Raw genomic sequence first — 22,734 nt, forward strand, 5'->3', positions numbered from 1 at the left:
CAGACGGTCAGAACAGGACAATCTGGGGCTGGACCGCCGGCTGCTGCTTGTCGCGCAAGGCCTGAGTCAGGCTTTGCAGGCGCGGAAGCTCCACCAGCACATCGATATGGGGATCAGGGTCGTCCGGCAGGCGTGACGCCAGCCCGATCAGGATATCGGACAAACCTGTCAGCTCCTGGATCATCAGATCCAGAGACTGCAGGCGCGACCTGCTCAAACTGTTCAGATCGGCCAGAGCAGCGCCATCCTGCCGGTCAATCCCCAGCATGACAGCTTCGACCTCCCGCAGATTTTGCGTGATGCGCAGCAGATGCTTTCCACTGCGCAGCACCGCGAGCCGACCGCTCAACGCAGGGCTCTCACCGACAAAGACCGGATTGATCTCTGGCGCAATGCCAGTACGGTCAGACATCAAAGCGGGCCCACAACCTTTTCGATGCAATCCCGCATCCCCTCACGGGTGAAGGGTTTTGTGATCATATTGTTCATCCCAAGCGCACGGCCCTTGGCCACGACCGTGGCATCGGCCCGGCCGGTCACCAGAATAAAGCCAAGCCGCTCTAGCCCCCGGGTGCGCCGGATGCCCTCCAGCAAGCCCAAGCCGTCCAGCCCCGGCATGTGATAATCGGAAATGACCAGATGAACCGGCTTTTGCACCAAAGAGCGCAACGCTTCATCCCCGTCAGCGCAGGTGCGATACCCCTCCAGCTGCATCCAGTCCAGCGCTTGCGTAATCAGACCGCGGCTGACTGCCGTGTCATCAACCACCATCACTTTCAGATCTTCCCGCTTCATTTCAGCCCCCTTGTCAGGTCAATTCAGTGCCGCTGTTCAGCGGCGGCGATACGTTGTCATGCCATCGGTCGTGAACTCCGACAGGGCGGGACCGGTGATGCGTTCGGAATGCCCGATCATCAGGTACCCCCCGGGCGCCAGCAGATCAGCAAAGCGCTGCCACAGCCGTTCCTGTGTTGCCTTGTTGAAGTAGATCACAACATTGCGGCAAAAGATGACCTGAAACGGCCCCTTTATTGGCCATTTATCTTGTAAATTCAATGAATTACAGTAGACAAGCCGGCGCACCCGTTCACTGACGCGCACCTCGTCCCCGGTGATGGGATGGTCAAACAGGCGACGCGACTGATCTGCTGACAGACCCTGTGCAGACTCGCTGCCATACACCGCGCGCCGGGTTTTCTCGATCATCGCCTGGTCAATATCTGTGGCCAGAATGCGCACATCATAGTTTTGCACCTCCGGACAGGCCGCAAGGACCGTTGCCGCGATGCTGTAAGGCTCTTCACCGCTGGAACAGCCAGCGGACCAGATCCGCACCCGCGCGCCAGACTTTGCCTTGGCAATCAGCGGCGGCAGAATGGTGGAGCTCAGCGACTCAAAATGATGATGCTCGCGGAAGAACGAGGTGACATTGGTGGTCACAGCCGAAATCAGCGCCTGACGTTCCGCCTCATTGCCATCGGCAGAGATAAAATCGGCATAGGTGGCGAAATCCGGCAGGTTCAGGGCACGCAAGCGCTTTATCAGACGCGAATGGACCAAAGGGCGCTTTGCATCGGCCAGAACAATGCCGGCAAGCCCATGCACAATCTGGGCAATGCGGGAAAAATCCTGATCCCCCAGTTGAATATCTGCGTCAGAATGCAACGCGGTGCCCATCCCCTCAGGCCGCCGCGTCATCGCTCGGGGGCAGCAGCTGCGCGACATCCAGCAGCCGGATCAACCGGCTGTCCTGCACCACCACGCCGCGCAGCATGCTGCGTGTCGCTTCCGACGCCAGATCGGGCGTTGGCTGAATGCCGGAGGCGGGGACACCCAGAATATCCGTCACCGCCTCGACCAGCAGACCGACGATCCTGTTCTGAATCGCGGCGACGATGATGACATTGCGGTCCTTGTCCTCAATCGGCTCCAGTCCAAGCCGGCGCGCCAGATCAAGGATCGGCACCACCGCCCCGCGCAGGTTGATCACGCCCTGCACATAGCTTGGCGCGTGTGGCAGCAAGGCCGGGCGGCTCCACCCGCGGATCTCACGGACGGACAGGATGTCGATACAGAAATCCTGCCCGGCGGTCCGAAAGGCAACCAGTTCTCTGATATCGGGATCGGTGGCGAAACCGGATGAGCGCATGATCTTATTCCGCTGCTAGGAAAACGTTGGGACGCGACGCATTCGGGCCGATGGCCGCAAGATCGGCCGGGTCAAGGATCAGGGCGACAGACCCGTCGCCAAGAACAGTGGCCGCCGCGATGCCGGGGATCTGGCCATAATTGGCCTCCAGTCCTTTGATCACCACCTGCCGTTGATCGCGGATGCCATCGACCATCAAGGCAATCGCCCCGTCGTCCCCGCGTTCAACCACAACGACAATCTCCCCTTCGCCCGGTTTGAGCATGCTGCGAAAGCCAAGGGCGGCACCGACATCGATCAGCGGCAGGCAGCGGCCGCGCACGTCAAGGACAGAGTCGGATTTGCCCAGATTGTGGCGCATCGACAGGTCGGGGCGCAGGGTTTCGATGATGGTCGAGACCGGCAACACCAATGTTTGCCCGGCGGCTTCGAACACCATGCCATCCAGCACGGCAAGCGTCAGCGGCAGGCTGATGGTCAATGTGGTGCCCTGGCCGCGGACCGATGCAATTGCCACCCGCCCGCCAAGACCGGCAATCTCGGACCGGACCACATCCATGCCGACCCCGCGCCCGGACAGGGCAGACACTTCGGTCGCGGTCGAAAAACCGGGAAGGAACAGCAGGGCATCAATCTCTTGCGGCGAGAGTTCGGCATTGGGCGGGACCAGCCCCTTATCTATGGCGATCTGGCGCACCTTGTCGCGGTCAATGCCCGCGCCATCATCCTGCACCGTAATGACAATCCGCCCGGACCTGTGCGCGGCAGACAGTTTGACCACGCCTTCGGTCGGCTTGCCGATTTCATCCCGGCGGCTGGGCTTTTCCAGACCGTGATCGACAGAATTGCGGATCATATGGGTCAGTGGATCGGCCAGCCGTTCGATGATCGTCTTGTCAACTTCGGTGTTTTCGCCTTCGGTCACCAGGCGCGCGGATTTTCCGGCTGCCATCGATGCTTCGCGCACGATCCGGTGCATCCGGTCAAACAGTGGCTTTACCGGCTGGGCGCGGATCGCCATGACCGATTCCTGAATCTGGCGCGACAGTTGGCGCAGCTGATCCAGGCTGCGGTCCACTTCGACAGAGCCGAAGCCGGGGGATTGTTCGATGGCTTCCGTCAGCATGGCCTGATGGATCACCAGCTCGCCCAGAATATCGACCAGCCGGTCGACGCGGTCAATGTCGACGCGGATGGTCGGCCGTGGCCCGGTTGAGGGGCTTTGTGCGGCAGATCCGGTCTGCACGGCGACCGCCGGCGGCGGGTCCGGCGGCTTTGCTGCGGCAACCGGCGTTGGCGGCGCTTTCGCCGGTTCGGCCACCGCCGCAACGGGGGCGGGGGCCGGTGCAGGCTCTGGCGCGGCGGCGTCCGGCAGCGCGTCCGCCTCTGCTTCAAGGCTCAGATCACAATTGCCTTCGATAAAATCGAAGACTGACAGGATCTGTCTGTCGGACCGTTCGGTGTGCAAGGTCACCGTCCAGCCCAGATAGGATTGGCCGGGGTCAAAGCCGCCCGGCGCGGGCAAGGCGGTTTCATCCAGATCGACCTCAACCTCATCGGTGCTGCACAGATCGCGCAGCAAAAGGGCCGGATCATGGCCCGAGGCAAAGGCCCCGGAATGCGGGCGGAACCGCACTGTGACCTTGCGCAGCAGGCTGGTCAGCGGCAGGGCCGACAGATCCATCGCAAACGGACCATCCAGCGCAAGGGGCTCAAAAACAAAGGCCTCTTCCTCTTTGTGGCCGCCCATGCCCGCCTGCGCTTCCAGCGCCAGAATAATGCGCTGATCCTGCTCGGGATCGGTTTCTGTTCCCTTGCGGGACGCCCCGATCATATCGGCCAGATGGTCGCTGGCATGCAGCAAGGCCCCCAGCAGGGCAGGTTCCGGCTGCAACTGACCGCCACGCAGGGCATCGAGCACGGTTTCGAACCGATGCGCAAAATTCACCAGCGGCTTGAGGTCAAAGGCCCCGGCCCCGCCCTTGATCGAATGCACCGCCCGGAACACCGCGTTGACGGTGTCCGCCTCCTGGGCGCCGGTCTGAATGGCGCGCAACCCCTCTTCAAGGGCGGAAAGCAATTCTTCCGCCTCGACAAAGAAGATATCCTTCAGATCAATTGCACCCGCCATTTTACCCTCACACAGCCGCGACGCGGCGGATCGTTGATACCAGCGACTGCTCGTCAAATGGCTTGGTGATCCAGCCGGTTGCACCGGCCTGACGGGCGCGCTCTTTCAGCGTTGTCGCGCTTTCCGTGGTCAGCACCAGGATCGGCACGCGTGGGGCGATATCGCCCTTGCGCACCGCCTCGATCAGACCGAACCCGTCCATATTGGGCATGTTCAGATCTGTCAGGATCAGATCGGGCGCGACATCCGGCAACTGGTTCAGCCCATCAATGCCGTCTTCCGCCAGCACCACGTCAAAACCGGCCTCCGTCAGGGTTTGCCGCAGCATCTCGCGCATGGTGAGAGAGTCATCAATCGCAAGAATGCGCAGGCTCATGCCATATCCTCCGTGATCAGGGAAAGCGCGCCCATGACACGCAAAGAGTCGCGGCATTCGGGTGAAGCCGCTGTTAGGGTAAGAACACCGCCATCCCGCGCGGCGCGCTGTCGGGCGACAAGCAGCACCTGCACGGCGGCCGCACTCAGATGCCGGACGGCCGAGGCATCAATGGTGATATCGGGTTTGGCCCCCACCGCTTCGGACCTGCTTTCGAGGTCGTACCACAGCGCCTGTGCCGAATCCGGCGTAACCCTTGCGACAAGTTCGATCGTGCGCATCTTTCCCTGACCCTCTGCCCCGCGAAAGAGGGGCGGCTGCATCCCTCTGCAAACCCAGAGGTAGCGCCCAAAGACTAAAGGATCGGTTTACCTGCGCCGCAATTCGCACGGCATTTTAGTCGCTTCCGACCTAACCGGCGGTGCCGGTCAGGCTGCCCCGCCATGGCGTCGCCGCACCTGTTCCGGCCGCTCGGGCAGTGCCAACCGCGTGTCGTTGCGCTGTTTTTGCGCCACGATCCGGCCTTTGGACACCACGGCCAGACGGTCAGGCCGCAAGCGCAGCGCCTCGACCGGGGACCCGGCGTCCAGCACCACCAGCGAGGCCAGACCGCCCGGCACCAGCCCGTAATCGTGCAGCCCCATGATGCTGGCATTGTCCTGCGTCACCATGCGGAAACAGCGCGCCATCTCTTCCGGGTGGGTCATCTGCGCCACGTGCAGGCCCATGAAGGCCACATCCAGCATGTCTGCCGTGCCCAGACTGTACCACGGGTCCAGCACACAATCCTGCCCCCAGCCCACCGTGACGCCCGCCGCCTGCAATTCGCGCACCCGGGTCAGGCCGCGCCGCTTGGGATAGCTGTCGTGCCGGCCCTGCAGGGTGATGTTGATCAGCGGATTGGGAATCGCCGTCATGCCGCTTTCGGCAATCAGCGGAATCAGCTTGGACACGTAGTAGTTGTCCATCGAATGCATGGATGTCAAATGCGACCCCGCCGCCCGCGCGCCCAACCCGTGCCGCACCACCTCACGCGCCATGGTCTCGACATGGCGGCTTTGCGGATCATCGGTCTCATCGCAATGGACATCCCACATCAGCCCGCGCTCGGCCGCGATACGGGCCAGATCGCACAAGGACTCGGCCCCCTCCTCCATCGTGCGCTCAAAGTGCGGGATGCCGCCCACCACGCCAACCCCCATATCCAGCGCGCGCAGGACGTTCTGCCGCCCCGTAGGGCTGCGATAAAGGCCGTCCTGCGGGAAGGCCACCAGTTGCAGGTCCAGATAGGGGGCAACCGTTCGCTGCACCTCCAGCATCGCCGTGACCCCGCGCAGATGGTCGGGCGTGGTGTCCACATGTGTGCGGATCGCCAGCAAACCCATGCTGACCGCCCAGTCACAATAGCGCAGGGCGCGCGCCACCATGTCGTCCACCGATGCCTGCTCGCGCAACTCGCCCCAAAGGCTAATGCCTTCCAGCAGCGTGCCCGAGGCATTCACCCGTGGCAGGCCATAGGACAACACCGCATCCATATGGAAATGCGGATCGACAAAGGGCGGGCTGACCAGATCGCCGGTGGCATCAATGACCGCCCCCGCCTCGGCCTCGATCCGCCCCACCTCGATGATGCGGTCGCCCCGGATGCCGATATCGGCCACCCTTCCATCGGGCAGAGTGCCGCCCTTGACGATCAGATCAAACATCACCGCTCCCCCTTGGTATAAGGCACCATCAGCGCCGCTGGCACCTGCGCGCGGCGCGACATTGCCACCAGCGCCAGAATGGAAAACACATATGGCAGCATCAGGAACAGCTGATACGGCACCACCGCGCCGATTGGCGTCTGCTGCAACCGGATCTGCAGAGCATCAAACCCGGCAAACAGCAATGCCCCCAGCACCGCCTTGCCCGGCCGCCACGCCCCAAATACCACCAACGCAATGCAGATCCAGCCGCGTCCGTTGACCATCTCAAAGAAAAACGATGAAAACGCCGACAGGGTCAGAAAACTTCCCCCCACCGCCATCAGCCCCGATCCCACCATCACCGCGCCGATCCGCACGCCCGTCACCGACACGCCCTGCGCCTCCAGCGCCGCCGGGTTCTCGCCCGCCGCCCGCAGCGCCAGCCCCAAAGGTGTCCGGTACAGCACAAAGGCCACCAGCCCGGCACAGGCAAAGGCTGCGTAGGTCAGCGGCGTCTGCGCAAACAGCGCCGGACCCAGCAGTGGAATGTCCGACAACACCGGCACCTCCCACGCCTGAAACGGCGTGATCTTCGGCGGGCTTGTCACCTGCGGCAAAGCCAGCCGATAGGCGAAATAGGCGGTTGCCGTCGCCAGCATCGTCACCCCCAGCCCCACTACATGCTGGCTCAGGCCAAACGGCACCACCAGCACCCCGTGCAACAGCCCGAACAACGCCCCTGCCCCGAAAGCCACCGCCACCCCGCCCCACAGCGGCAGGCCCAGATAGACCGCCATCCACCCGGCAAAGGCCCCGATCACCATGATCCCCTCGATCCCAAGGTTCAACACCCCGGCCCGCTCACAGATCAGCTCGCCCATGGTGGCGAAAATCAGCGGTGACGCGATGCGCAACACTGCCGCCCAGAAACTGGCCGAGATCAGGATTTCAATCACCTGTTGCCCCGTTCATCTTGGCAAAAATACTCCGCGGGGGTCCGGGGGCGCGAAGCCCCCGGCGGTCGGCCCAAAGCACACCATCCGTCATCCACGCACGACCCTCACCTTGGTCAAGGCAATCGCCAACACCATGAACAACAGCGCCACCGCCAGCAGCATATCGGCGATATAGGTCGGCACCCCGGCGCTCCGGCTCATGGCATCGGCCCCGACAAACACCCCGGCCACGAACAACGCGGTCACCACCACGCCCAGCGGGTGCAGCAGCGCCAGCATGGCGACGATAATCCCGGTGTAGCCAAACCCCGGCGACAGGTCCAAAGACAGGTGCCCCTTGGCCCCCGCCACCTCGGACCAGCCCGCCAATGCCGCCAGCCCGCCCGACAGCAGCGCGGTTTTCACCAGCACCGCATTCACCGGCATGCCCGCAAAACGCGCGGCGCGGATATTGGCCCCCACCGCCCGCATCTCGAACCCCAGCGTGGTGCGGGTCTGGATCACCCAGACGATCCCCGCCGCAATCAGCGCCAGTCCAAAGCCCCAGTGCAGGCGCAAGCCATCAACAATGCGCGGCAGGCGGGCCTCAGCGATCAGCGCCGAAGATTTTGGCCAGCCCATGCCCATCGGGTCTTTCATCGGGCCTTCCAGCAGATAGCTGACAAACAGCGCCATGATGAAATTGAGCAGGAGGGTGGTCACCACCTCATCCACCCCTAACCGGACCTTCAAAAGCACCGGCACCAGCAGCAGCATCGCCCCCGCCAGCAGCGCCACCACGGCACTGACCGGCAGCACAAAGGGCGCGCCCAAGGCACCCGTCCCCAGCAGCACCGCGATGATGGCGCCCGCATACAGCTGCGCCTCGGCCCCGATGTTCCACAGCCTTGCCCGGAACGCCACCGCGACCGCCAGCCCGGTAAAGATCAGCGGTGTGGCGCGGTTCAGCGTCTCCAGCACCGCCAGCCGCGACCCCAGCGCCCCCGTCAGGATCTGGCCCAGAACCGCAAAGGGATCGGCCCCGGCCAACAGCGCCAGAGCCATGGCGACCAGCACCGTGGCCCCAAGGGCCAGTGCGGGCAGCCCCAGCTGGCGCAGCAGGGTCGGGTTGGCAACAGGTTCAAGCCGCATCGCCAAGCCCCTGCCCGAAGCCATGCCCCGCCATCCACAACCCAAGCTCGCCCTGCGTCAGCGCGCCGCGCGGGAAAGCAGGCGACAGCCGCCCCTCGCTGATCACATGAATCACGTCTGACAGACCCATCACCTCATCCAGATCTTCGGAGATCAGCAGCACCGCCGCCCCCGCATCGCGCGCCGCGACCAGCCGCCCGTGCACATAGGCAATCGCCCCCACATCCAACCCCCGCACCGGCTGATTGGCGATCAATATACCGGGGTGTTCTTCCATCACCCGGCCAAGGATCAGCTTTTGCATGTTCCCGCCCGACAGCAGCCTGATCCGCGCCTCCGGCCCCGGGCAACGCACATCGTAGCCTGCGATCAGGCTCTCGGTGTGCCGCCGCACGGCGGCCCAGTCGACAAATCCGGCGCGGGAAAACCGGGTGGCATAGGTTTCCAGCACCGCGTTCTCTGCCAGCGTGAAATCGGCCACCGTTCCGGTCTTGTGACGGTCTTCGGGAATGCGGCCCACCCCGGCCCCGATAGCCGCGCGCGGCGACCAGTGCGGCACGGCTGCGCCATCCACCAGCATCTCCCCCGCCTCTGGCCCCAGCGCGCCGCCGATCAGATCGGCCAGTGCCGCCTGCCCGTTGCCCGACACGCCCGCCAGCCCGGTGATCGTGCCCGCGCGCAACGCCAGCGTGACCTCGCGCAGCGCCCCCGCCCGCACATTGCGCAGCGACAGCCGCACCGGGCCGGGCACGCCCGGGGCGACCGTGGCCTCGGCCATCTCGGCCCCCACCATCATCGCGGCAAGCGCGCGCCGGTCAGTGTCCCGTGTCGCCACCTGCCCCACCACGCGGCCATGGCGCAGCACGACGCAGGTGTCGGAATGGCCCATCACCTCATGCAGCTTGTGGCTGATGAAAATCACCGACAGCCCGCGCGCAGTAGCCAGCCGCAGGGTCTGGAACAGGGCCTCGGCTTCTTGCGGGGTCAGGACCGCTGTCGGCTCGTCGAGGATCAGAATACGCGCGTCACGGTACAGCGCCTTGAGGATTTCCACCCGCTGCCGCTCGCCCACCGACAGGTCGGCCACGCGGGCGTGCGGGTCCACCGCCAACCCGAAATCAAGGCTCAGCGCCTGCACCTTTGCAAGTGCCGCCGCCCGCCCCCGGCCCAGTGACCAAACGCTTTCCGTCCCCAGAGTGATGTTTTCCAGCACCGTCAGCTGATCGGCCAGCGTGAAATGCTGATGCACCATGCCGATGCCCGCCGCCAAGGCGGCCTTCGGCTGCCCGGCGGGCAAGGGCTGGCCAAAGGCGGTCACCGTGCCTTCATCCGCCAGATAATGCCCGAACAGAATGTTCATCAGCGTGGTCTTGCCCGCGCCGTTTTCGCCCAACAGCGCCAGCACCTCACCCCTGTGCAGGGTCAGGCTGATGGCGTCATTCGCCACCAGCCTGCCAAACCGTTTGGTAATCCGGTCGAGGCGGAGGACACCCTCCGCCTCAGCGCTGTCAAAGCTCACGATGATTTCGGCTCACTGTCGTCAATTTCGACGCTAAAGCTGCCATCCATGATCGCCGCCTGCCGGGCCGCGACCAGTTCCATCGCCGCCGCAGGCACCTTGCCCTCGAACGTGCCAAGCGGTGCCAGCGAACAGCCCCCCGCCTGCATATAGCTGTAAACGCCGTAATTCTCGGCGGCAAAATTGCCAGCCGTCACCGCAGCCACCGCCGCCTCAAACGTCGGCTCAAAGTGCCACAGCGCAGAGGCGACCACCGTTTCAGGATAATCGGCCTGGGTGTCGATCACGTTGCCAATCGCCAGCACGCCGCGTTCCATCGCCGCATCGGCCACGCCAAAGCGTTCTGCGTACAGCAGATCCGCCCCGGCCTCGATCATCGCAAAGGCCGTTTCCTTGGCTTTCGGCGGGTCGAACCATGACCCGATGAACGTCACCTGAAACGACGCATCGGGGCGGGTTTCGCGCACACCGGCCATGAAGGCGTGCATCAGCCGGTTGACCTCGGGGATCGGAAAGCCGCCGACCAGACCGATATTGCCCGATGTGGTCATTGCCCCCGCGATGATGCCCGACAGATAGCTTGCATCCTGAATATAGTTGTCAAACACCGCCAGATTGGGGTTCGCCGCCGCATCCGGCATAAAGGACGATCCCATCAGGAACGCCACCTCGGGATATTCCGCCGCCACTTCGCGCGCTTCGGCCTCGACCCCGAAAATCTCGCCCACGATCAGCTGAACACCGCTCTCGGCATATTCGCGCATGACGCGCGGGTAATCGGTGTTGGCCACATTTTCGGTGTAGGTATACTCAACCACGCCCGCCGCTTTTGCGGCCTCGGCGGCCTGATGGATGCGCCCGGCCCATTGCTGTTCGACCGGCACCGTGTAGATGCCTGCCACCTTCAGCGGCCCCTCGGCCAGAACCGCGCGCGGCAGGAACGCCGCGCCAAGGCCAAGCACGCCGCCGCCAAGGATCATTCCGCGCCGTGAGACGCCCCGTTTCATCCCGATCATTCTTATCACCCCCTGTTTTCGTTGTTGTTTGACCATACGGTAAAACCCAACGCCGATTCGCCACAAGCAATCGTTCGCGCCCCCGTCAGCGCCGAAGAAACGGGCAAAGCGGCCCATGTCAGCGCAAAGATGCCGAATTTCCGGGCGGGTTTGCAACAGGCTTTCGCGTCAGGTCAATCGCGCGCGCCAACGCGTGAAGCGAGATCGGCTTGGTCACCACATCGGCAAAACCGGCGGCGCGGTAATCAGCCACGTTCTGCGCCATCGCATGGGCGGTGACCGCCAGCACTGGCGGCAGGCCCGCCGCGCCGGCCTTGTCGCGCAGCTCGGTCAGCGCGGTCAGCCCGTCCTTGCGCGGCATCGAAATGTCCAGCAGCACCACATCGAACTGGCCGGGGGCCCAGGCCTCTACCGCCTCGTCCCCGTCGCACACCAGCGTCACCGTGATGCCCAGCCGGTTCAGCATGGCGCGCATGATCAGCCGGTTGGTGGAATTGTCTTCGGCCAGCAGAACGCGCAGGCCGGCCACATCCGGCAGATCCGGCAAGTCAGGCGATTGCGGCGCGTTGTCGATCTGCGGCATCGGCACGGTCAGCGTCACCGTTGTGCCCCTGCCAGAGGCGCTGACCAACGCAACCTCGCCCTTCATCAGGCTCATCAGCCGCCGCACGATGGGCAGGCCCAGCCCGGTGCCCCCAAAGCGCCGGGTGATCGATTCATCGCCTTGGGTAAACTCATCAAAGACAATCGCCGTCTGATCATCGCTCATCCCGATGCCGGTGTCTGACACGACGATGCGCAGCTTGTCATCATCCCCGGTCACTTCTTCAATCATGACCGTGACTGAACCGGATTCCGTAAACTTGATCGCGTTGCCTACAAGATTGTGCAGAACCTGCAACAGCCGCGTTGCATCGCCCATCCGCATCTTGCCGGTGCCCGACCCCAGGCTGACCTTCAGATCAATCCCTTTGCCACGCGCCGACATCCCATGCATCAGCTCGATCCGTTTTGCCAGATCGCGCAGCGACAGCGGGGCCAGATCAAGCATCAGCTTGCCGCTTTCGATCTTTGCCAGATCCAGAATGTCATTCACCACCGACAGCAGGTGAACCCCGGATTCGCGGATCGCATCCAGCATCGCCCCTTGCTTGGGGTCGCTCACCCCTTCGGCCAGCAGCTCTGCCATGCCCAGAACGCCGTTCAGTGGCGTGCGCAACTCATGGCTCATATTGGCCAGAAACTGCGATTTGGCGCGGCTGGCCTCTTCCGCCCGGTGGATTGCCGCGCGCAGATTGTCCTCGGCCTGCGCGGCGGCGGTCACATCGGTGATGGTGCACACCACCCGTGCCGCGATTCCGGCCTCAGGCAGGACAGCCGCGTTCATCGACAGCACCTTGATCCGCCCGTCCGCCATGTGCACGCGCAGCCGCAGATCGCGGATCACCTCACCCGTTTTCAGCGCAAGCTGGCAGGCCATGCGCGAAAACGGCAACGCCTCGCCAGCGGCATCATGCAGATGCAACCGAACCGGGTCACAGATCTGATTCAGCAGCGCCTCATCGGGCTGTTCCAGAATGCGCTGCACTTCGCGGTTGAAAAACACGATCCGCGATGTTTCATCCACCGCCAGAATACCGAACCCCGAGGTTTCCATCAGCGTCGACAGAAAGTCGCGCTCGGCCTCCAGATCGACCTCCAGCCGCTTGCGCTCGCTGATATCCAGATGCACGCCGGAGGTGGCGGTTGGCTTTCCATCGGCACCCCATGCGGTGATCTGCCCGCGAGAGGCGACCCAGACCCAGTGGCCATCTTTGTGGCGCAGCCGAAACGCGTCGTCGAACCGGATCGTGCCTTTTGCAAACCGTGAATCCTGGGTGCCGTTCAGATTGGCCCAGTCGTCCGGATGCAACAGGCTTTGCCAGACCGCATCGGTCACCGGGCCAAGCTCTTCCAGCGTGTAGCCCAGCATCGCGGCCCAAAGTTCGTTTACATGGCACAGACCTGCCGTCATGTCATGGTGCCAGGTGCCGACCTCCGCCCCTTCGATGATCTGCTCCATCCGCTGCTCAGCGGCCTTGAGCGCCGAGACATCGACATGCACCCCGGACATGCATACCGGAATGCCATTCTGATCACGCTTCGAGACATGACCGCGCGACTGCACCCAGACCCAATGCCCCGCCCGGTGCCGCAGCCGGAACGCCAGATCAAAGCGGTCGGTCTCTCCCTGTCGCACGCGGCAAACCATCGACAGGGTCGGCCCTGCATCATCGGGGTGCAGCAGGCTTTGCCACGTCGTCATGGTGATCGGTGCCATCTCGGCGCAGGTCCAGCCCAGCATTTCCGCCCAGCGTTCGTTGACCCGGTTTTCGCCGGTCACAAAGTCAGATTCCCAGGTCCCGGCCTGCGAGCCCTCAATCACCTGTGACAGACGCCGCTGATTTTCGCGCTCGGCCGTGATGTCGATCCGCAGACCGACCCGCCCGCCCGAGGGCGTTCTGCGGTCGACGACGCGTATCGATTTACCGTTCAGCAGATCGACCGTGGCATCATAGACCGCATCGTGACGGACAGCCAGAACCTCGCCGATGAACGCTTCCTCGCGCCCCTTTGCCTCGGGCCACCAGCCGATGTCCACGCCAGCCCGCAGAATGTCCTCATAGCGGACACCAGGGGCCATCAATCCGGCCATTTCGAGATAAAGCGCTGACATCTGCGAATTGACCATGACAACACGGTCTTCGGCATCCAGCAGCATGAACCCGTGCGGAAGCGCCTGCACGGCGGTGTGCAGCTCTTCGCGCGCGCGCACCGCCTCATCGCGTACGGCCTGCACCTCTGCCAGATGCGCCTGCAACTCGCTGACATCCTCAATTAACAGCCAGACGACCTTCTTGTGGCAGCCCGTACCCAGCATCAGGCCGCGCAGAACCGCCGGGAAGTCTGAACCGTCTGGGCGCATGAACTGCTGGTCAATCGGGCCGAACTGCCCGCCCTCTTCCAGTTGTGCGACGGCGGCGGTGATGATGGACTCGTGATCTTGATGCACCAGCGAGCGGATCGTGGCGCCGATCAGATCGCCACGGGTCCAGTTGCCAAAGCCGGCAAAGGCGGCGTTGACCTCCATGATCCTGCCGGTGGGATAGTCGATCAGCACAACGCCGACCGGCGACAGATCAAACATGCTGCGCAGCAGCCGGTCCCGCCGGGCAAGCTTGTTCGCGGCGCGCTGTTCCGCCATCTGCCGTTCGGCCCCGGCCTTGCCCGCCCGGTGCAGGGCCGACAGCGCGCGCAGAACTGCGCCAAGCCCTTGGCGCAAGGCCGCAGGCAGCGCATCGGACACCCCGTCCAGCGCTGCGCCGCCGTGCACAATCCGGCCCGGCGCAAGATCGGTGCCCTGACCGGATATCCAGACCTTGTTCACAATCGTCAGCCGCAGCGGGCAGCGCAAGGCCCCCGAAAGCCGGACCATGGCATGCTGGATCGCTGCTTCGGCGGGGTCCATCCCAAGGCCCAGAACGCTGGCTTCGGCCAGATCGGCCACAACGTCAGACACCACCAGAAGCACTGCTTCGGTGGTGTTTCCGGCCAGACCCGTTCCATCCATAGCGTTCAGAGTGCGTCCTCCATCAGAACTCACCGACGGCGGCAGCATGATCCAGCAGCCGCGACCGTGCAAGGGGCTTAGCGTTTGCCGTAATACAGGCCAACAACATGTTCGGCCTCGGCGAAAAACAGCCAGCGTTGGGCAAAGGCCCCCAGCAGATGCAGCGGCACCGCCACATAGGGGCCAAAGCGCCCCGGCAGCAGCAGCATCGCGAGGAACGGCAGAGCCACAGCCAGTATCAGCGCCAGCGCGCGCAGCTTGGGCACATGGCGGCGGCCCACCACATAGATCATCTCATGCAGCAGGTAGTTGCCTGCGGTATGCGCGGGTTCAAACACGCTCAGCCGGCCACGCCCGCCCAAGCCCGTTGCAGTGCCCAGCGTGCTGCCGGCACGTGAAAATGCGCCATCCCCCACCCGCCAGTGCAGCACCATCAGGACACCCAGCACCGGCAAGGCGACCAGCGAAGCACCCTTCAACCCCGCCAGCAGGCAGCCTCCGGCAGCGGCAAAGGCCAGATACAGCGCCGGAACCCCCCAATGATGCCAGCGCGGCACCGCGCGGATCTGGGCATAGATCATGCCGGTGGCCACGACACTTGCCACCGCAAGCGCCGCCCCCAGCCAGCCCACGCCGCGCGGCAGACCAAGGCCCAGCCAGTCCGACAGCGCCACCGGCGCAAGCACCAGCAGCGCCAGCACCGCCCCCCACGCCTCACGGCTCAGCCAGCTGGACCGCCACTGGGTAAAGGCCAGCAAGCCACGTTTCGGGTTGCCAAGGTGAAAGGCCGATGCCGCAAGCCCCACCGTGGCCAGCAGATAGCCGATAAACCAATGCCAGAACGCGGCAACGCCGCTGTAATCATGAACAGTGGCCAGAACCGCAAGATAGCCAAAACCCATGCCCGACAGCACTGTGAAGATGATAACCGAAGATGCGGGATTCATTCAGATTTTCCCCAAAACCCGGTCCAGCCACCCGGCAAAGCCGGTGGCCTGGATGTCCAGCAGCGGGGCCAGCAGGCTGGCCTGATCGGGCCGGTCCCTCTTGCGCGGTGGCAGATATTTGTTGACAGGCCGGGTGCCCTGTTCCGGCATCAGATCATAGCCGCCGCGCGCCGCCACCAACTGGCTGACCTTGCTGTCAGGGTCTGCCAGATCGCCGAAATGCCGCGCCCCGGTCGGGCAGGTGCGCACACAGGCGGGTTCGCGGTCCTCTTCGGGCAGGTTCTCGTTGTAGATACGGTCGACACACAGGGTGCATTTCTTCATCACCCCGGCATCGGCATCCATTTCCCGCGCGCCATAAGGGCAGGCCCATGCACACAGCCCGCAGCCGATGCAGGCGTCTTCATTCACCAGCACGATCCCGTCTTCCACCCGCTTGTAGCTGGCACCCGTCGGGCAGACGGTAACACATGGCGCATCGGTGCAATGCAGGCAGGATCGCGGGAAGTTCACGATCATCGGGGCGGCGTCGGCTGGCTGCACCTGATAGCTGTGCACCCGGTTGAGGAACGTTCCGGAAGGGTCTGATCCATAAGGGTTTTGATCGGAAAGCGGCTCACCGTAGCCCTGATCGTTCCACCCTTTGCAGGCGGTCACACAGGCCTGACAGCCGACGCAGGTGTCAAGGTCGATCACCAGCCCCAGCGCTTTGTCGGTTTTTCCCGGCAGACAGGTCATCGCTTGCCCCCTTCCGGCACCACGGGCGTCAGCGCAGCGAAAGCGGGCAGGCTTGCGCCATCCGGCGGGGCCTCGGCCCGTTCAATCCGCACCCGCAGATCGAACCATGCCGCCTGCCCCGTCACCGGGTCGGAATTGGAATAGCGCATGCCATCGCCTTTGGTGGGCAACAGCTCGGATATCAGATGGTTCAGCAGAAAACCCTCCTTCGCCTCTGGCGCATCCTTGCTGAGCGCCCAGGCCCCTTTGCGCTTGCCGATCGCATTCCACGTCCAGACCGTGTTTTCGTTCAGTGCTGCCATATGCACCACCGGCACCGTGATCTGCCCGGTGGGAGAGGTGACGCGTGCCCAGTCACCTTCGGCAAACCCGTGCTTCAGCCAGAGTTTTGTCGGCACAAACAACGGGCTATGCCCCCTGATCTGCCGCAGCCAGGCGTTCTGGCTGCCCCAGGAATGATACATATCCATCGGGCGCTGCGTCAGGGCGTGCACGTCAAACCCGAACGGCCCGGCCGCATCACCAAAGGGCTCATACCAGACCGGCAGCGGGTCCATCGCCAGCTTGAGACGGTCGCGCAGATGGTCAGGCGGCTGCACCGGGCCGTGGCCTTCGGCCGCCAGCTGAAAGCGGCGCATCGGTTCGGACCAGATGTTGAACAGGTAGGGCTGCGGCGTGTCAAACAGCCCGACCTGCACCGCCCAGTCCTGATAGGCCATGTTCCACGGCTTGAAGAAACTGGCCTCTGCCGGCACATGGGCCTGATAAAACCCGCCGTTTTCGATGTAGCGCGCCATCTGGTCGGGGTTGGGCGCGCCGCGCCCCTCCCCATCGCCATTGCCGCGAAAGCCCATCAGCGGCCCCACACCGGGGCGGCGCTGGTGGGTGACGATGTAATCGGCGTAATCCCTGAACTTCGGCGTGCCATCCTCGGCGACCATCCCCGGCAGGCCCAGCCGTGCCCCCAGATCCAGCAGCACCGACTGAAAACCGCGCACATCGCGGTCCGGTTCCACCACCGGCCAGCGGATCGCATCGCCCGCCGCATCCGGCTCGCTCACCGGACGGTCGAGCATCGAGATGCAGTCGTGCCGTTCCAGATAGGTGGTGTCGGGCAGGATCAGGTCGGCATAGGCCACCATTTCCGACGCATAGGCATCGGAATAGATGATGCGCGGAATGGTATAGCTGCCATCCGCCTCTTGCGCGGTCAGCATCTCCATCACCTGCGCGGTGTTCATGGAAGAATTCCACGCCATATTCGCCATATACAAAAACAGCGTATCAATGCGGTACGGGTCGCCCGCATGGGCATTGGGGATGACCATATGCATCAGCCCATGCGCGGAAAACGGATTTTCCCATGAAAACGCCTTGTCGATCCGCGCCGGGCTGCCATCGGGCAGCAGCGCCAGTTGCTCCGGCCCGCGCACATAACCCAGATGCGGGCCAGACAGCGGTTTACCGGGTACAGTCATGAAATGCGGGGTCGGATGCGCCTCCATCGGTTTGGGATAAGGCGGCTTCATCCGCCAGCTGCCCGGGGTTTCCACCGCGCCCAGCACGATTTGCAGCAGATGCAGCGCGCGCCCGGTCTGAAAGCCGTTGGAATGGGCCGAGATGCCGCGCATCGCGTGAAAGCTGACCGGGCGGCCAATCATCGTGTCATGTGCGTCGCCACGGAAATCGACCCAAGGCTGCGCGATTTCAATGGCCTGATTGAAGGCCACATCGGCCAGTTCCGCCGCCAGTTGCCGGATGCGCAAAGCGCTTACCCCGCAGCGCGCCTCGACCGCTTCGGGCGCATAGGCGGGCGACAGGTAGCGTTCCGCCATATGCTGGAACACCGTGCGATGCCCCTGCCAGACCGCGCCCAGATCGGGCTGCACGCCCTTGGCCTCCCACGGGGCGGGCATGCCGGTGCGGCGGTCGATCACAAAGGGCTGCGCTTCGGCATTGCGCACGAACAGCCCCTTTTCCGGGCCATCCGTTTCGTTGATCAGGTAGGCCGCGTTGGTAAACCGCGCCAGATAGTCCAGATCGACCTTGCCCGCCTGCAGCAGGCAATGGATCAGCGACAGGATCAGCAACCCGTCGGTGCCCGGCGTGATCCCGATCCAGTCATCGGCCACCGCATTATAGCCGGTGCGGATCGGGTTGACCCCGATCACCCGCGCGCCGCGATCCTTCATCTTGCCGATGCCGATCTTGATCGGGTTGCTGTCATGGTCTTCCGCCACGCCGAACAGCACGAACAGCTTGCTCCGCTCCCAATCGGGTGCGCCGAATTCCCAGAACGCGCCGCCAAGGGTGTAAATCCCCGCTGCCGCCATATTGACCGAACAGAACCCGCCATGCGCCGCGTAGTTCGGCGTGCCAAAAGCCTGCGCCCACCAGCCGGTGAAAGACTGCGACTGATCGCGCCCGGTGAAGAACGCAAGCTTTTCCGGCGCGGTTTCCCGCAAGGGGCGCATCCAGTCCACCGCGGTTTGCAACGCCTCGTCCCAGCTGATCGGCTCAAACGCGCCCGACCCACGCGGCCCGACCCGGCGCAAAGGGGTGCGCAGCCTGCTGGGCGCTGTCACCTGCATGATGCCGGACGCCCCCTTGGCACACAGAACGCCCTTGTTGATCGGATGGTCGCGGTTGCCTTCGATATAGCTGACCTTACCGCTGGTCAGATGCACGTTGATGCCGCAGCGGCAGGCGCACATGTAGCAGGTGGTTTTGCGAACCTCGTCAGAGACATGCGGCGATGTGTTCAAACGCGGTTGGTTCATCGCAGCCCCTCTTCATGGTCGATCACGGCGCGCGCCTCGATGGCAATCTGGCGTTCTTCATCGGCAGGAACGGTCCAGATCGCGACGGAAGATGTCGCCGCATGCAGGGCGCGGTCGCCGCGCGCATTGGCATCACCGTCAAGGACCGGCCCCAGAAACGCAAGCCGGTTCACAATTTTGGAACGGATGATACCGTCATTCTCACCAATCCCCCCGGTAAAGGTGATGGCATCCAGGCCCCCCAGAGCGGCGCACAGCGAGGCCCCATGCCGCGCGGCCCAGTAGCAGAAATGATCGATGGCAAAAGCCGCCTCCGGCGTGCCCGCGCCATGCAGCGCGCGCATGTCATTGCTGCCGCCGAGCGCCTTCAGACCTGACGCACGATTCAGCATCTGCTCCGTCGCATCGGCCCCGTGCCGCGCCACCAGATCCATCACCACCGCCGGATCAAGCCCCCCGGGCCGTGTGCCCATCGTCAGCCCGTCCAGCGGCGAAAACCCCATGCTCGACGCGACCGACCGCCCGTCAAGGATGGCGCAGGCAGAGGCACCATTGCCCAAATGGAACGAAAGCATCCGCTTTGGCAGGCCAGAACCCGGCATTTCTTGCACTTTTCGAACAATTGCGGCGTAGGACAGGCCATGGAAGCCATAGCGCCGCAACCCCCGCGCCCGCTCGGCCAATGGCAGGGCATATGCCGTCGCCACCTCCGGGTTCGTCGCGTGAAACGCGGTGTCAAAGGCCGCATATTGCGGCATCGCCGGCCAGAGCCGCGCCACTGCGCGGATGCCCGCCAGGGCGGGCGGGTTGTGCAGCGGGGCCAGCCCGGCGCAAGCCTCAATCTCCGCCTCAACCCCGCGCGTGATCCGGCAGGTCTGCGTCAGCCCTGCCCCGCCATGCACCACCCGGTGCGCCGCCGCCCGCACCTGCGCCACTGGCAGCGCCAGCCGCAGCAGCCCCAGATCAAGCGCCGCCGCATGATCCACCGGCCCGCCACTGCCGATGTTTTCCACCTGCGCCTGCGCGCACAGCTCTGCCCCGTCAAACACCGCCAGTTTGACCGAGGACGAGCCTGAATTGACCACCAGAAGCATCACATCACCGATTTCAAAAGCCCGGCCAGCGAAAGCCCCGCCAGCAGCAGGATGGCAAAGCGCCGGAAATCCTGCGGGCTGGTGCTGGCAAACCGCCGCCCGCCAAGCCATAACCCGATCAGCATAAAGGGCAATCCGAAAGCGGTCGCGATGAAACTGTCACGGGTGATCTGCCCGGCCTGCCACAGCACCGGCAGCGACCACAGATCCAGCGCGGTGAAATAGGCAATCACGGTGGCGCGGAACACCACCGGGGCCAGTCCTTCGGCCGTAAAGAACACCGCCACCGGCAGCCCGCCCACGGCCATGCCATTGGCAAGGCCCGACACCGCCCCCACACCCACATGCGCAGCGTGCCCCTGCCGCCCGATCCGCCAGCCCGCCAGCATCACCCCGCACATAATCAGCACAAACACCGACAGCACCGCCCGGCCCAGATCGGCCCCGGCCCATTGCACTGCCGCCACGCCCACAGGCACGCCGACCAGACAGCCCGCAAACAGTCCGCCGACCCGACGCCAGTCGATATGCGCCCAGATCCCGCGCGCCTGCCCGGCGGTCATGAAGATATCGGCCAGAATGACCACTGGCACAAACGGCAACGGGTCGGTCACCAGTGCGGCAAACAGCATCACCAGAGCCGCGAAGCCAAAGCCGGAATAGCCGCGCACATAGCCCGCCACCACCATGCCAGCGGCGACCAGCGCCGCCTCGGCCCCGGTCAGGCCAAAGGGGATCATACCGCCTGCGGCCGCATGTCAGCCTTGGAAATCCCCGCCACCTCGACCGGCTTTTTCATCGCGTCGCGGCGGAACGGCTCGCCCAGTTCCTGATTGATCATTGCTTCGATCAGCGTTGTCTTGCCCGCCTTCTGATCCGCCAAAGCCTGCGTCAGCGCGTCACGCAATTCTTCCATCGTGCGCGCCTGCACCCCCTGCAAACCGCAAGCCCGCGCGATTCCAGCGTAGGACACGCCTTCATCCAGCTCGGTCCCCACGAAGTTATCGTCATACCACAGGGTAGAGTTGCGCTTTTCCGCGCCCCATTGGTAGTTTCGGAACACCACCATCGTCACCGCGGGCCATTCGGGGCGCCCGATGGCGGTCAGTTCCGTCACCGCAATGCCAAACGCCCCATCACCGGAAAAGCCGACCACCGGCACATCGGGGCAGGCAATCTTGGCCCCGACGATTGCAGGCAGGCCGTAGCCGCAGGGGCCGAACAGCCCCGGTGCCAGATACTTCCGCCCCTGCTCAAAGGTTGGATAGGCATTGCCGATCGCGCAATTGTTACCGATGTCGGAAGAGATGATCGCCTCACGCGGCAGCGCCGACTGAATCGCGCGCCACGCCATGCGCGGGCTCATCCAGTCTGGCTTGGCCGCGCGCGCGCGCTGATTCCATGAGGTGCCCGGATCATCTTCTTCATGATCCATCGATGATAGAGCCTGCGCCCAAGCCGATTTCACCTGTGCGATTTTGGATTTGCGTTCGTTACGCGCATGGTCACCTGCGGTGATGGCCAATTGCGCCAAAACCGCTTCGGCGACCTTTTTCGAGTCGCCGACAATGCCCACCGTTACCTGTTTCGTCAGCCCGATCCGATCCGGGTTGATGTCGACTTGGATGATTTTGGCCGCACGGGGCCAATAGTCCAGCGCGTAGCCCGGAAGCGTTGAAAACGGGTTCAGCCGGGTACCCAAACACAATACCACATCTGCCTCAGAAATCAACTCCATTGCCGCTTTTGATCCATTATAGCCCAAAGGCCCGGCAAACAGCGGATGCGAGCCGGGAAAGGCATCATTGTGCTGATAGCCGACGCAAACCGGCGCATCCAGCCGTTCGGCCAGCGCCATGCTGGCGGCAATGGCCCCGCCCAGTACCACACCGGCCCCGTTCAGGATCACCGGGAACTTCGCCTCGGACAGCAGCGCCGCCGCCTGCGCTATCGCCGTCTCTCCTCCCGATGGCCGCTCGAATTCCACCACGGCAGGCAACTCGATATCAATCACCTGAGTCCAGAAATCGCGTGGCATATTGATCTGCGCCGGGGCCGATTGCCGCTTGGCCTGCAGGATGCAGCGGTTCAGCACCTCGGCCACGCGGGAGGGATCGCGCACCTCTTCCTGATAGCAGACCATATCCTTGAAAAGCGCCATCTGCTCGACTTCCTGAAACCCGCCCATGCCGATGGTCTTGTTCGCGGCCTGTGGCGTCACCAGCAGCAAGGGCGTGTGGTTCCAGTAAGCAGTTTTCACGGCGGTGACAAAATTGGTGATCCCCGGCCCGTTCTGGGCGATCATCATGCTCATCTTGCCGCAGGCCCGGGTATAACCATCGGCCATCATCCCGCCGCTGCCCTCATGCGCGCAATCCCAGAACGTGATGCCCGCGCGCGGGAACAGGTCGGAAATCGGCATGAAGGCCGAACCGATGATGCCAAAGGCATGTTCGATGCCATGCCGCTGCAGGGTTTTCACAAAGGCTTCTTCGGTGGTCATGCGCATCGGTCAGGCTCCTGCAAGGGGATCTTTGCCCCACTCTAGCGGCGGCACCAGACCGGGCTTAGGGCCAGAGCCTTCGCGCGGTTAAGTCCA

Annotated in this window: 19 protein-coding genes; all 19 read right to left on the reverse strand. The window is 64.0% G+C overall.

Annotated features, from left to right (window positions below; genetic code table 11):
• Positions 1-7: 7 nt before the first annotated feature.
• Positions 8-412 carry a hypothetical protein gene (locus tag Q7J44_RS04615; protein ID WP_304877457.1) on the reverse strand — a complete coding sequence of 135 codons (405 nt, stop codon included), beginning with the start codon at positions 410-412 and terminating at the stop codon, positions 8-10.
• Positions 412-795 (reverse strand): response regulator, encoded by a 384-nt coding sequence (locus tag Q7J44_RS04620; RefSeq protein ID WP_304877459.1) that lies wholly within the window; start codon positions 793-795, stop codon positions 412-414. Before Q7J44_RS04620 ends, Q7J44_RS04615 begins: the two co-directional genes overlap by 1 nt.
• Before the next feature lie 36 nt (positions 796-831).
• Positions 832-1,665, reverse strand: coding sequence for a protein-glutamate O-methyltransferase CheR (locus Q7J44_RS04625; RefSeq protein WP_304877461.1), 834 nt, complete (start codon positions 1,663-1,665; stop codon positions 832-834).
• A 16-nt stretch (positions 1,666-1,681) separates the two neighbouring features.
• A complete protein-coding gene (locus Q7J44_RS04630) occupies positions 1,682-2,149 on the reverse strand; it encodes a chemotaxis protein CheW (RefSeq protein ID WP_304877462.1) in 468 nt (155 codons plus the stop codon).
• A gap of 4 nt (positions 2,150-2,153) precedes the next feature.
• Positions 2,154-4,280, reverse strand: a complete 2,127-nt coding sequence (locus tag Q7J44_RS04635; RefSeq protein WP_304877465.1) for a chemotaxis protein CheA — start codon at positions 4,278-4,280, stop codon at positions 2,154-2,156.
• Positions 4,281-4,287: 7 nt separating this feature from the next.
• Positions 4,288-4,656: a response regulator gene (locus tag Q7J44_RS04640; protein ID WP_304877467.1), complete on the reverse strand. Its 369-nt coding sequence runs from the start codon at positions 4,654-4,656 to the stop codon at positions 4,288-4,290.
• Positions 4,653-4,937, reverse strand: coding sequence for an STAS domain-containing protein (locus Q7J44_RS04645; protein WP_304877470.1), 285 nt, complete (start codon positions 4,935-4,937; stop codon positions 4,653-4,655). The genes Q7J44_RS04640 and Q7J44_RS04645 overlap by 4 nt, the downstream gene beginning before the upstream one ends.
• A 147-nt stretch (positions 4,938-5,084) precedes the next feature.
• A complete protein-coding gene (locus Q7J44_RS04650; protein WP_304877473.1) occupies positions 5,085-6,362 on the reverse strand; it encodes a cytosine deaminase in 1,278 nt (425 codons plus the stop codon).
• Positions 6,362-7,300 carry an ABC transporter permease gene (locus tag Q7J44_RS04655; protein ID WP_304877476.1) on the reverse strand — a complete coding sequence of 313 codons (939 nt, stop codon included), beginning with the start codon at positions 7,298-7,300 and terminating at the stop codon, positions 6,362-6,364. The genes Q7J44_RS04650 and Q7J44_RS04655 overlap by 1 nt, the downstream gene beginning before the upstream one ends.
• Before the next feature lie 87 nt (positions 7,301-7,387).
• The gene (locus Q7J44_RS04660; protein WP_304877479.1) at positions 7,388-8,431 is read right to left on the reverse strand and encodes an ABC transporter permease; all 1,044 of its coding nucleotides are present in this window, start codon (positions 8,429-8,431) and stop codon (positions 7,388-7,390) included.
• Complete coding sequence (locus Q7J44_RS04665) at positions 8,421-9,950, reverse strand: ABC transporter ATP-binding protein (protein WP_370692952.1); 1,530 nt, start codon at positions 9,948-9,950, stop codon at positions 8,421-8,423. The genes Q7J44_RS04660 and Q7J44_RS04665 overlap by 11 nt, the downstream gene beginning before the upstream one ends.
• Complete coding sequence (locus Q7J44_RS04670) at positions 9,947-10,957, reverse strand: BMP family protein (protein ID WP_370692964.1); 1,011 nt, start codon at positions 10,955-10,957, stop codon at positions 9,947-9,949. The genes Q7J44_RS04665 and Q7J44_RS04670 overlap by 4 nt, the downstream gene beginning before the upstream one ends.
• Positions 10,958-11,084: 127 nt before the next feature.
• On the reverse strand, positions 11,085-14,576 hold the full coding sequence (locus Q7J44_RS04675; protein WP_304877481.1) for a PAS domain S-box protein: 3,492 nt from the start codon (positions 14,574-14,576) through the stop codon (positions 11,085-11,087).
• Positions 14,577-14,653: 77 nt separating this feature from the next.
• Entirely contained in the window at positions 14,654-15,523 is an 870-nt protein-coding gene (locus tag Q7J44_RS04680; RefSeq protein WP_304877484.1) for a DmsC/YnfH family molybdoenzyme membrane anchor subunit, read from the reverse strand.
• Entirely contained in the window at positions 15,524-16,261 is a 738-nt protein-coding gene (locus tag Q7J44_RS04685) for a 4Fe-4S dicluster domain-containing protein (RefSeq protein WP_304877486.1), read from the reverse strand.
• Positions 16,258-19,041, reverse strand: coding sequence for a molybdopterin oxidoreductase family protein (locus Q7J44_RS04690; RefSeq protein WP_304877488.1), 2,784 nt, complete (start codon positions 19,039-19,041; stop codon positions 16,258-16,260). Before Q7J44_RS04690 ends, Q7J44_RS04685 begins: the two co-directional genes overlap by 4 nt.
• Entirely contained in the window at positions 19,038-20,135 is a 1,098-nt protein-coding gene (locus tag Q7J44_RS04695) for an acetate/propionate family kinase (RefSeq protein ID WP_304877490.1), read from the reverse strand. Before Q7J44_RS04695 ends, Q7J44_RS04690 begins: the two co-directional genes overlap by 4 nt.
• Positions 20,135-20,875, reverse strand: a complete 741-nt coding sequence (locus Q7J44_RS04700) for a sulfite exporter TauE/SafE family protein (RefSeq protein WP_304877492.1) — start codon at positions 20,873-20,875, stop codon at positions 20,135-20,137. Before Q7J44_RS04700 ends, Q7J44_RS04695 begins: the two co-directional genes overlap by 1 nt.
• On the reverse strand, positions 20,872-22,644 hold the full coding sequence (xsc, locus tag Q7J44_RS04705) for a sulfoacetaldehyde acetyltransferase (protein ID WP_304877494.1): 1,773 nt from the start codon (positions 22,642-22,644) through the stop codon (positions 20,872-20,874). The genes Q7J44_RS04700 and xsc overlap by 4 nt, the downstream gene beginning before the upstream one ends.
• Positions 22,645-22,734 lie beyond the last annotated feature (90 nt).

It is taken from the genome of Pseudotabrizicola sp., from assembly GCF_030656345.1.
GTDB lineage: Bacteria > Pseudomonadota > Alphaproteobacteria > Rhodobacterales > Rhodobacteraceae > Pseudotabrizicola.

Coding starts and splice junctions, on each gene's coding strand:
- Q7J44_RS04615 (WP_304877457.1), bottom strand. CDS start 412: ATGTCTGACCGTACTGGCATTGCGCCAGAGATCAATCCGGTCTTTGTC.
- Q7J44_RS04620 (WP_304877459.1), bottom strand. CDS start 795: ATGAAGCGGGAAGATCTGAAAGTGATGGTGGTTGATGACACGGCAGTC.
- Q7J44_RS04630 (WP_304877462.1), bottom strand. CDS start 2,149: ATGCGCTCATCCGGTTTCGCCACCGATCCCGATATCAGAGAACTGGTT.
- Q7J44_RS04635 (WP_304877465.1), bottom strand. CDS start 4,280: ATGGCGGGTGCAATTGATCTGAAGGATATCTTCTTTGTCGAGGCGGAA.
- Q7J44_RS04640 (WP_304877467.1), bottom strand. CDS start 4,656: ATGAGCCTGCGCATTCTTGCGATTGATGACTCTCTCACCATGCGCGAG.
- Q7J44_RS04645 (WP_304877470.1), bottom strand. CDS start 4,937: ATGCGCACGATCGAACTTGTCGCAAGGGTTACGCCGGATTCGGCACAG.
- Q7J44_RS04650 (WP_304877473.1), bottom strand. CDS start 6,362: ATGTTTGATCTGATCGTCAAGGGCGGCACTCTGCCCGATGGAAGGGTG.
- Q7J44_RS04660 (WP_304877479.1), bottom strand. CDS start 8,431: ATGCGGCTTGAACCTGTTGCCAACCCGACCCTGCTGCGCCAGCTGGGG.
- Q7J44_RS04670 (WP_370692964.1), bottom strand. CDS start 10,957: ATGAAACGGGGCGTCTCACGGCGCGGAATGATCCTTGGCGGCGGCGTG.
- Q7J44_RS04675 (WP_304877481.1), bottom strand. CDS start 14,576: ATGGATGGAACGGGTCTGGCCGGAAACACCACCGAAGCAGTGCTTCTG.
- Q7J44_RS04680 (WP_304877484.1), bottom strand. CDS start 15,523: ATGAATCCCGCATCTTCGGTTATCATCTTCACAGTGCTGTCGGGCATG.
- Q7J44_RS04685 (WP_304877486.1), bottom strand. CDS start 16,261: ATGACCTGTCTGCCGGGAAAAACCGACAAAGCGCTGGGGCTGGTGATC.
- Q7J44_RS04690 (WP_304877488.1), bottom strand. CDS start 19,041: ATGAACCAACCGCGTTTGAACACATCGCCGCATGTCTCTGACGAGGTT.
- Q7J44_RS04695 (WP_304877490.1), bottom strand. CDS start 20,135: ATGCTTCTGGTGGTCAATTCAGGCTCGTCCTCGGTCAAACTGGCGGTG.
- Q7J44_RS04700 (WP_304877492.1), bottom strand. CDS start 20,875: ATGATCCCCTTTGGCCTGACCGGGGCCGAGGCGGCGCTGGTCGCCGCT.
- xsc (WP_304877494.1), bottom strand. CDS start 22,644: ATGCGCATGACCACCGAAGAAGCCTTTGTGAAAACCCTGCAGCGGCAT.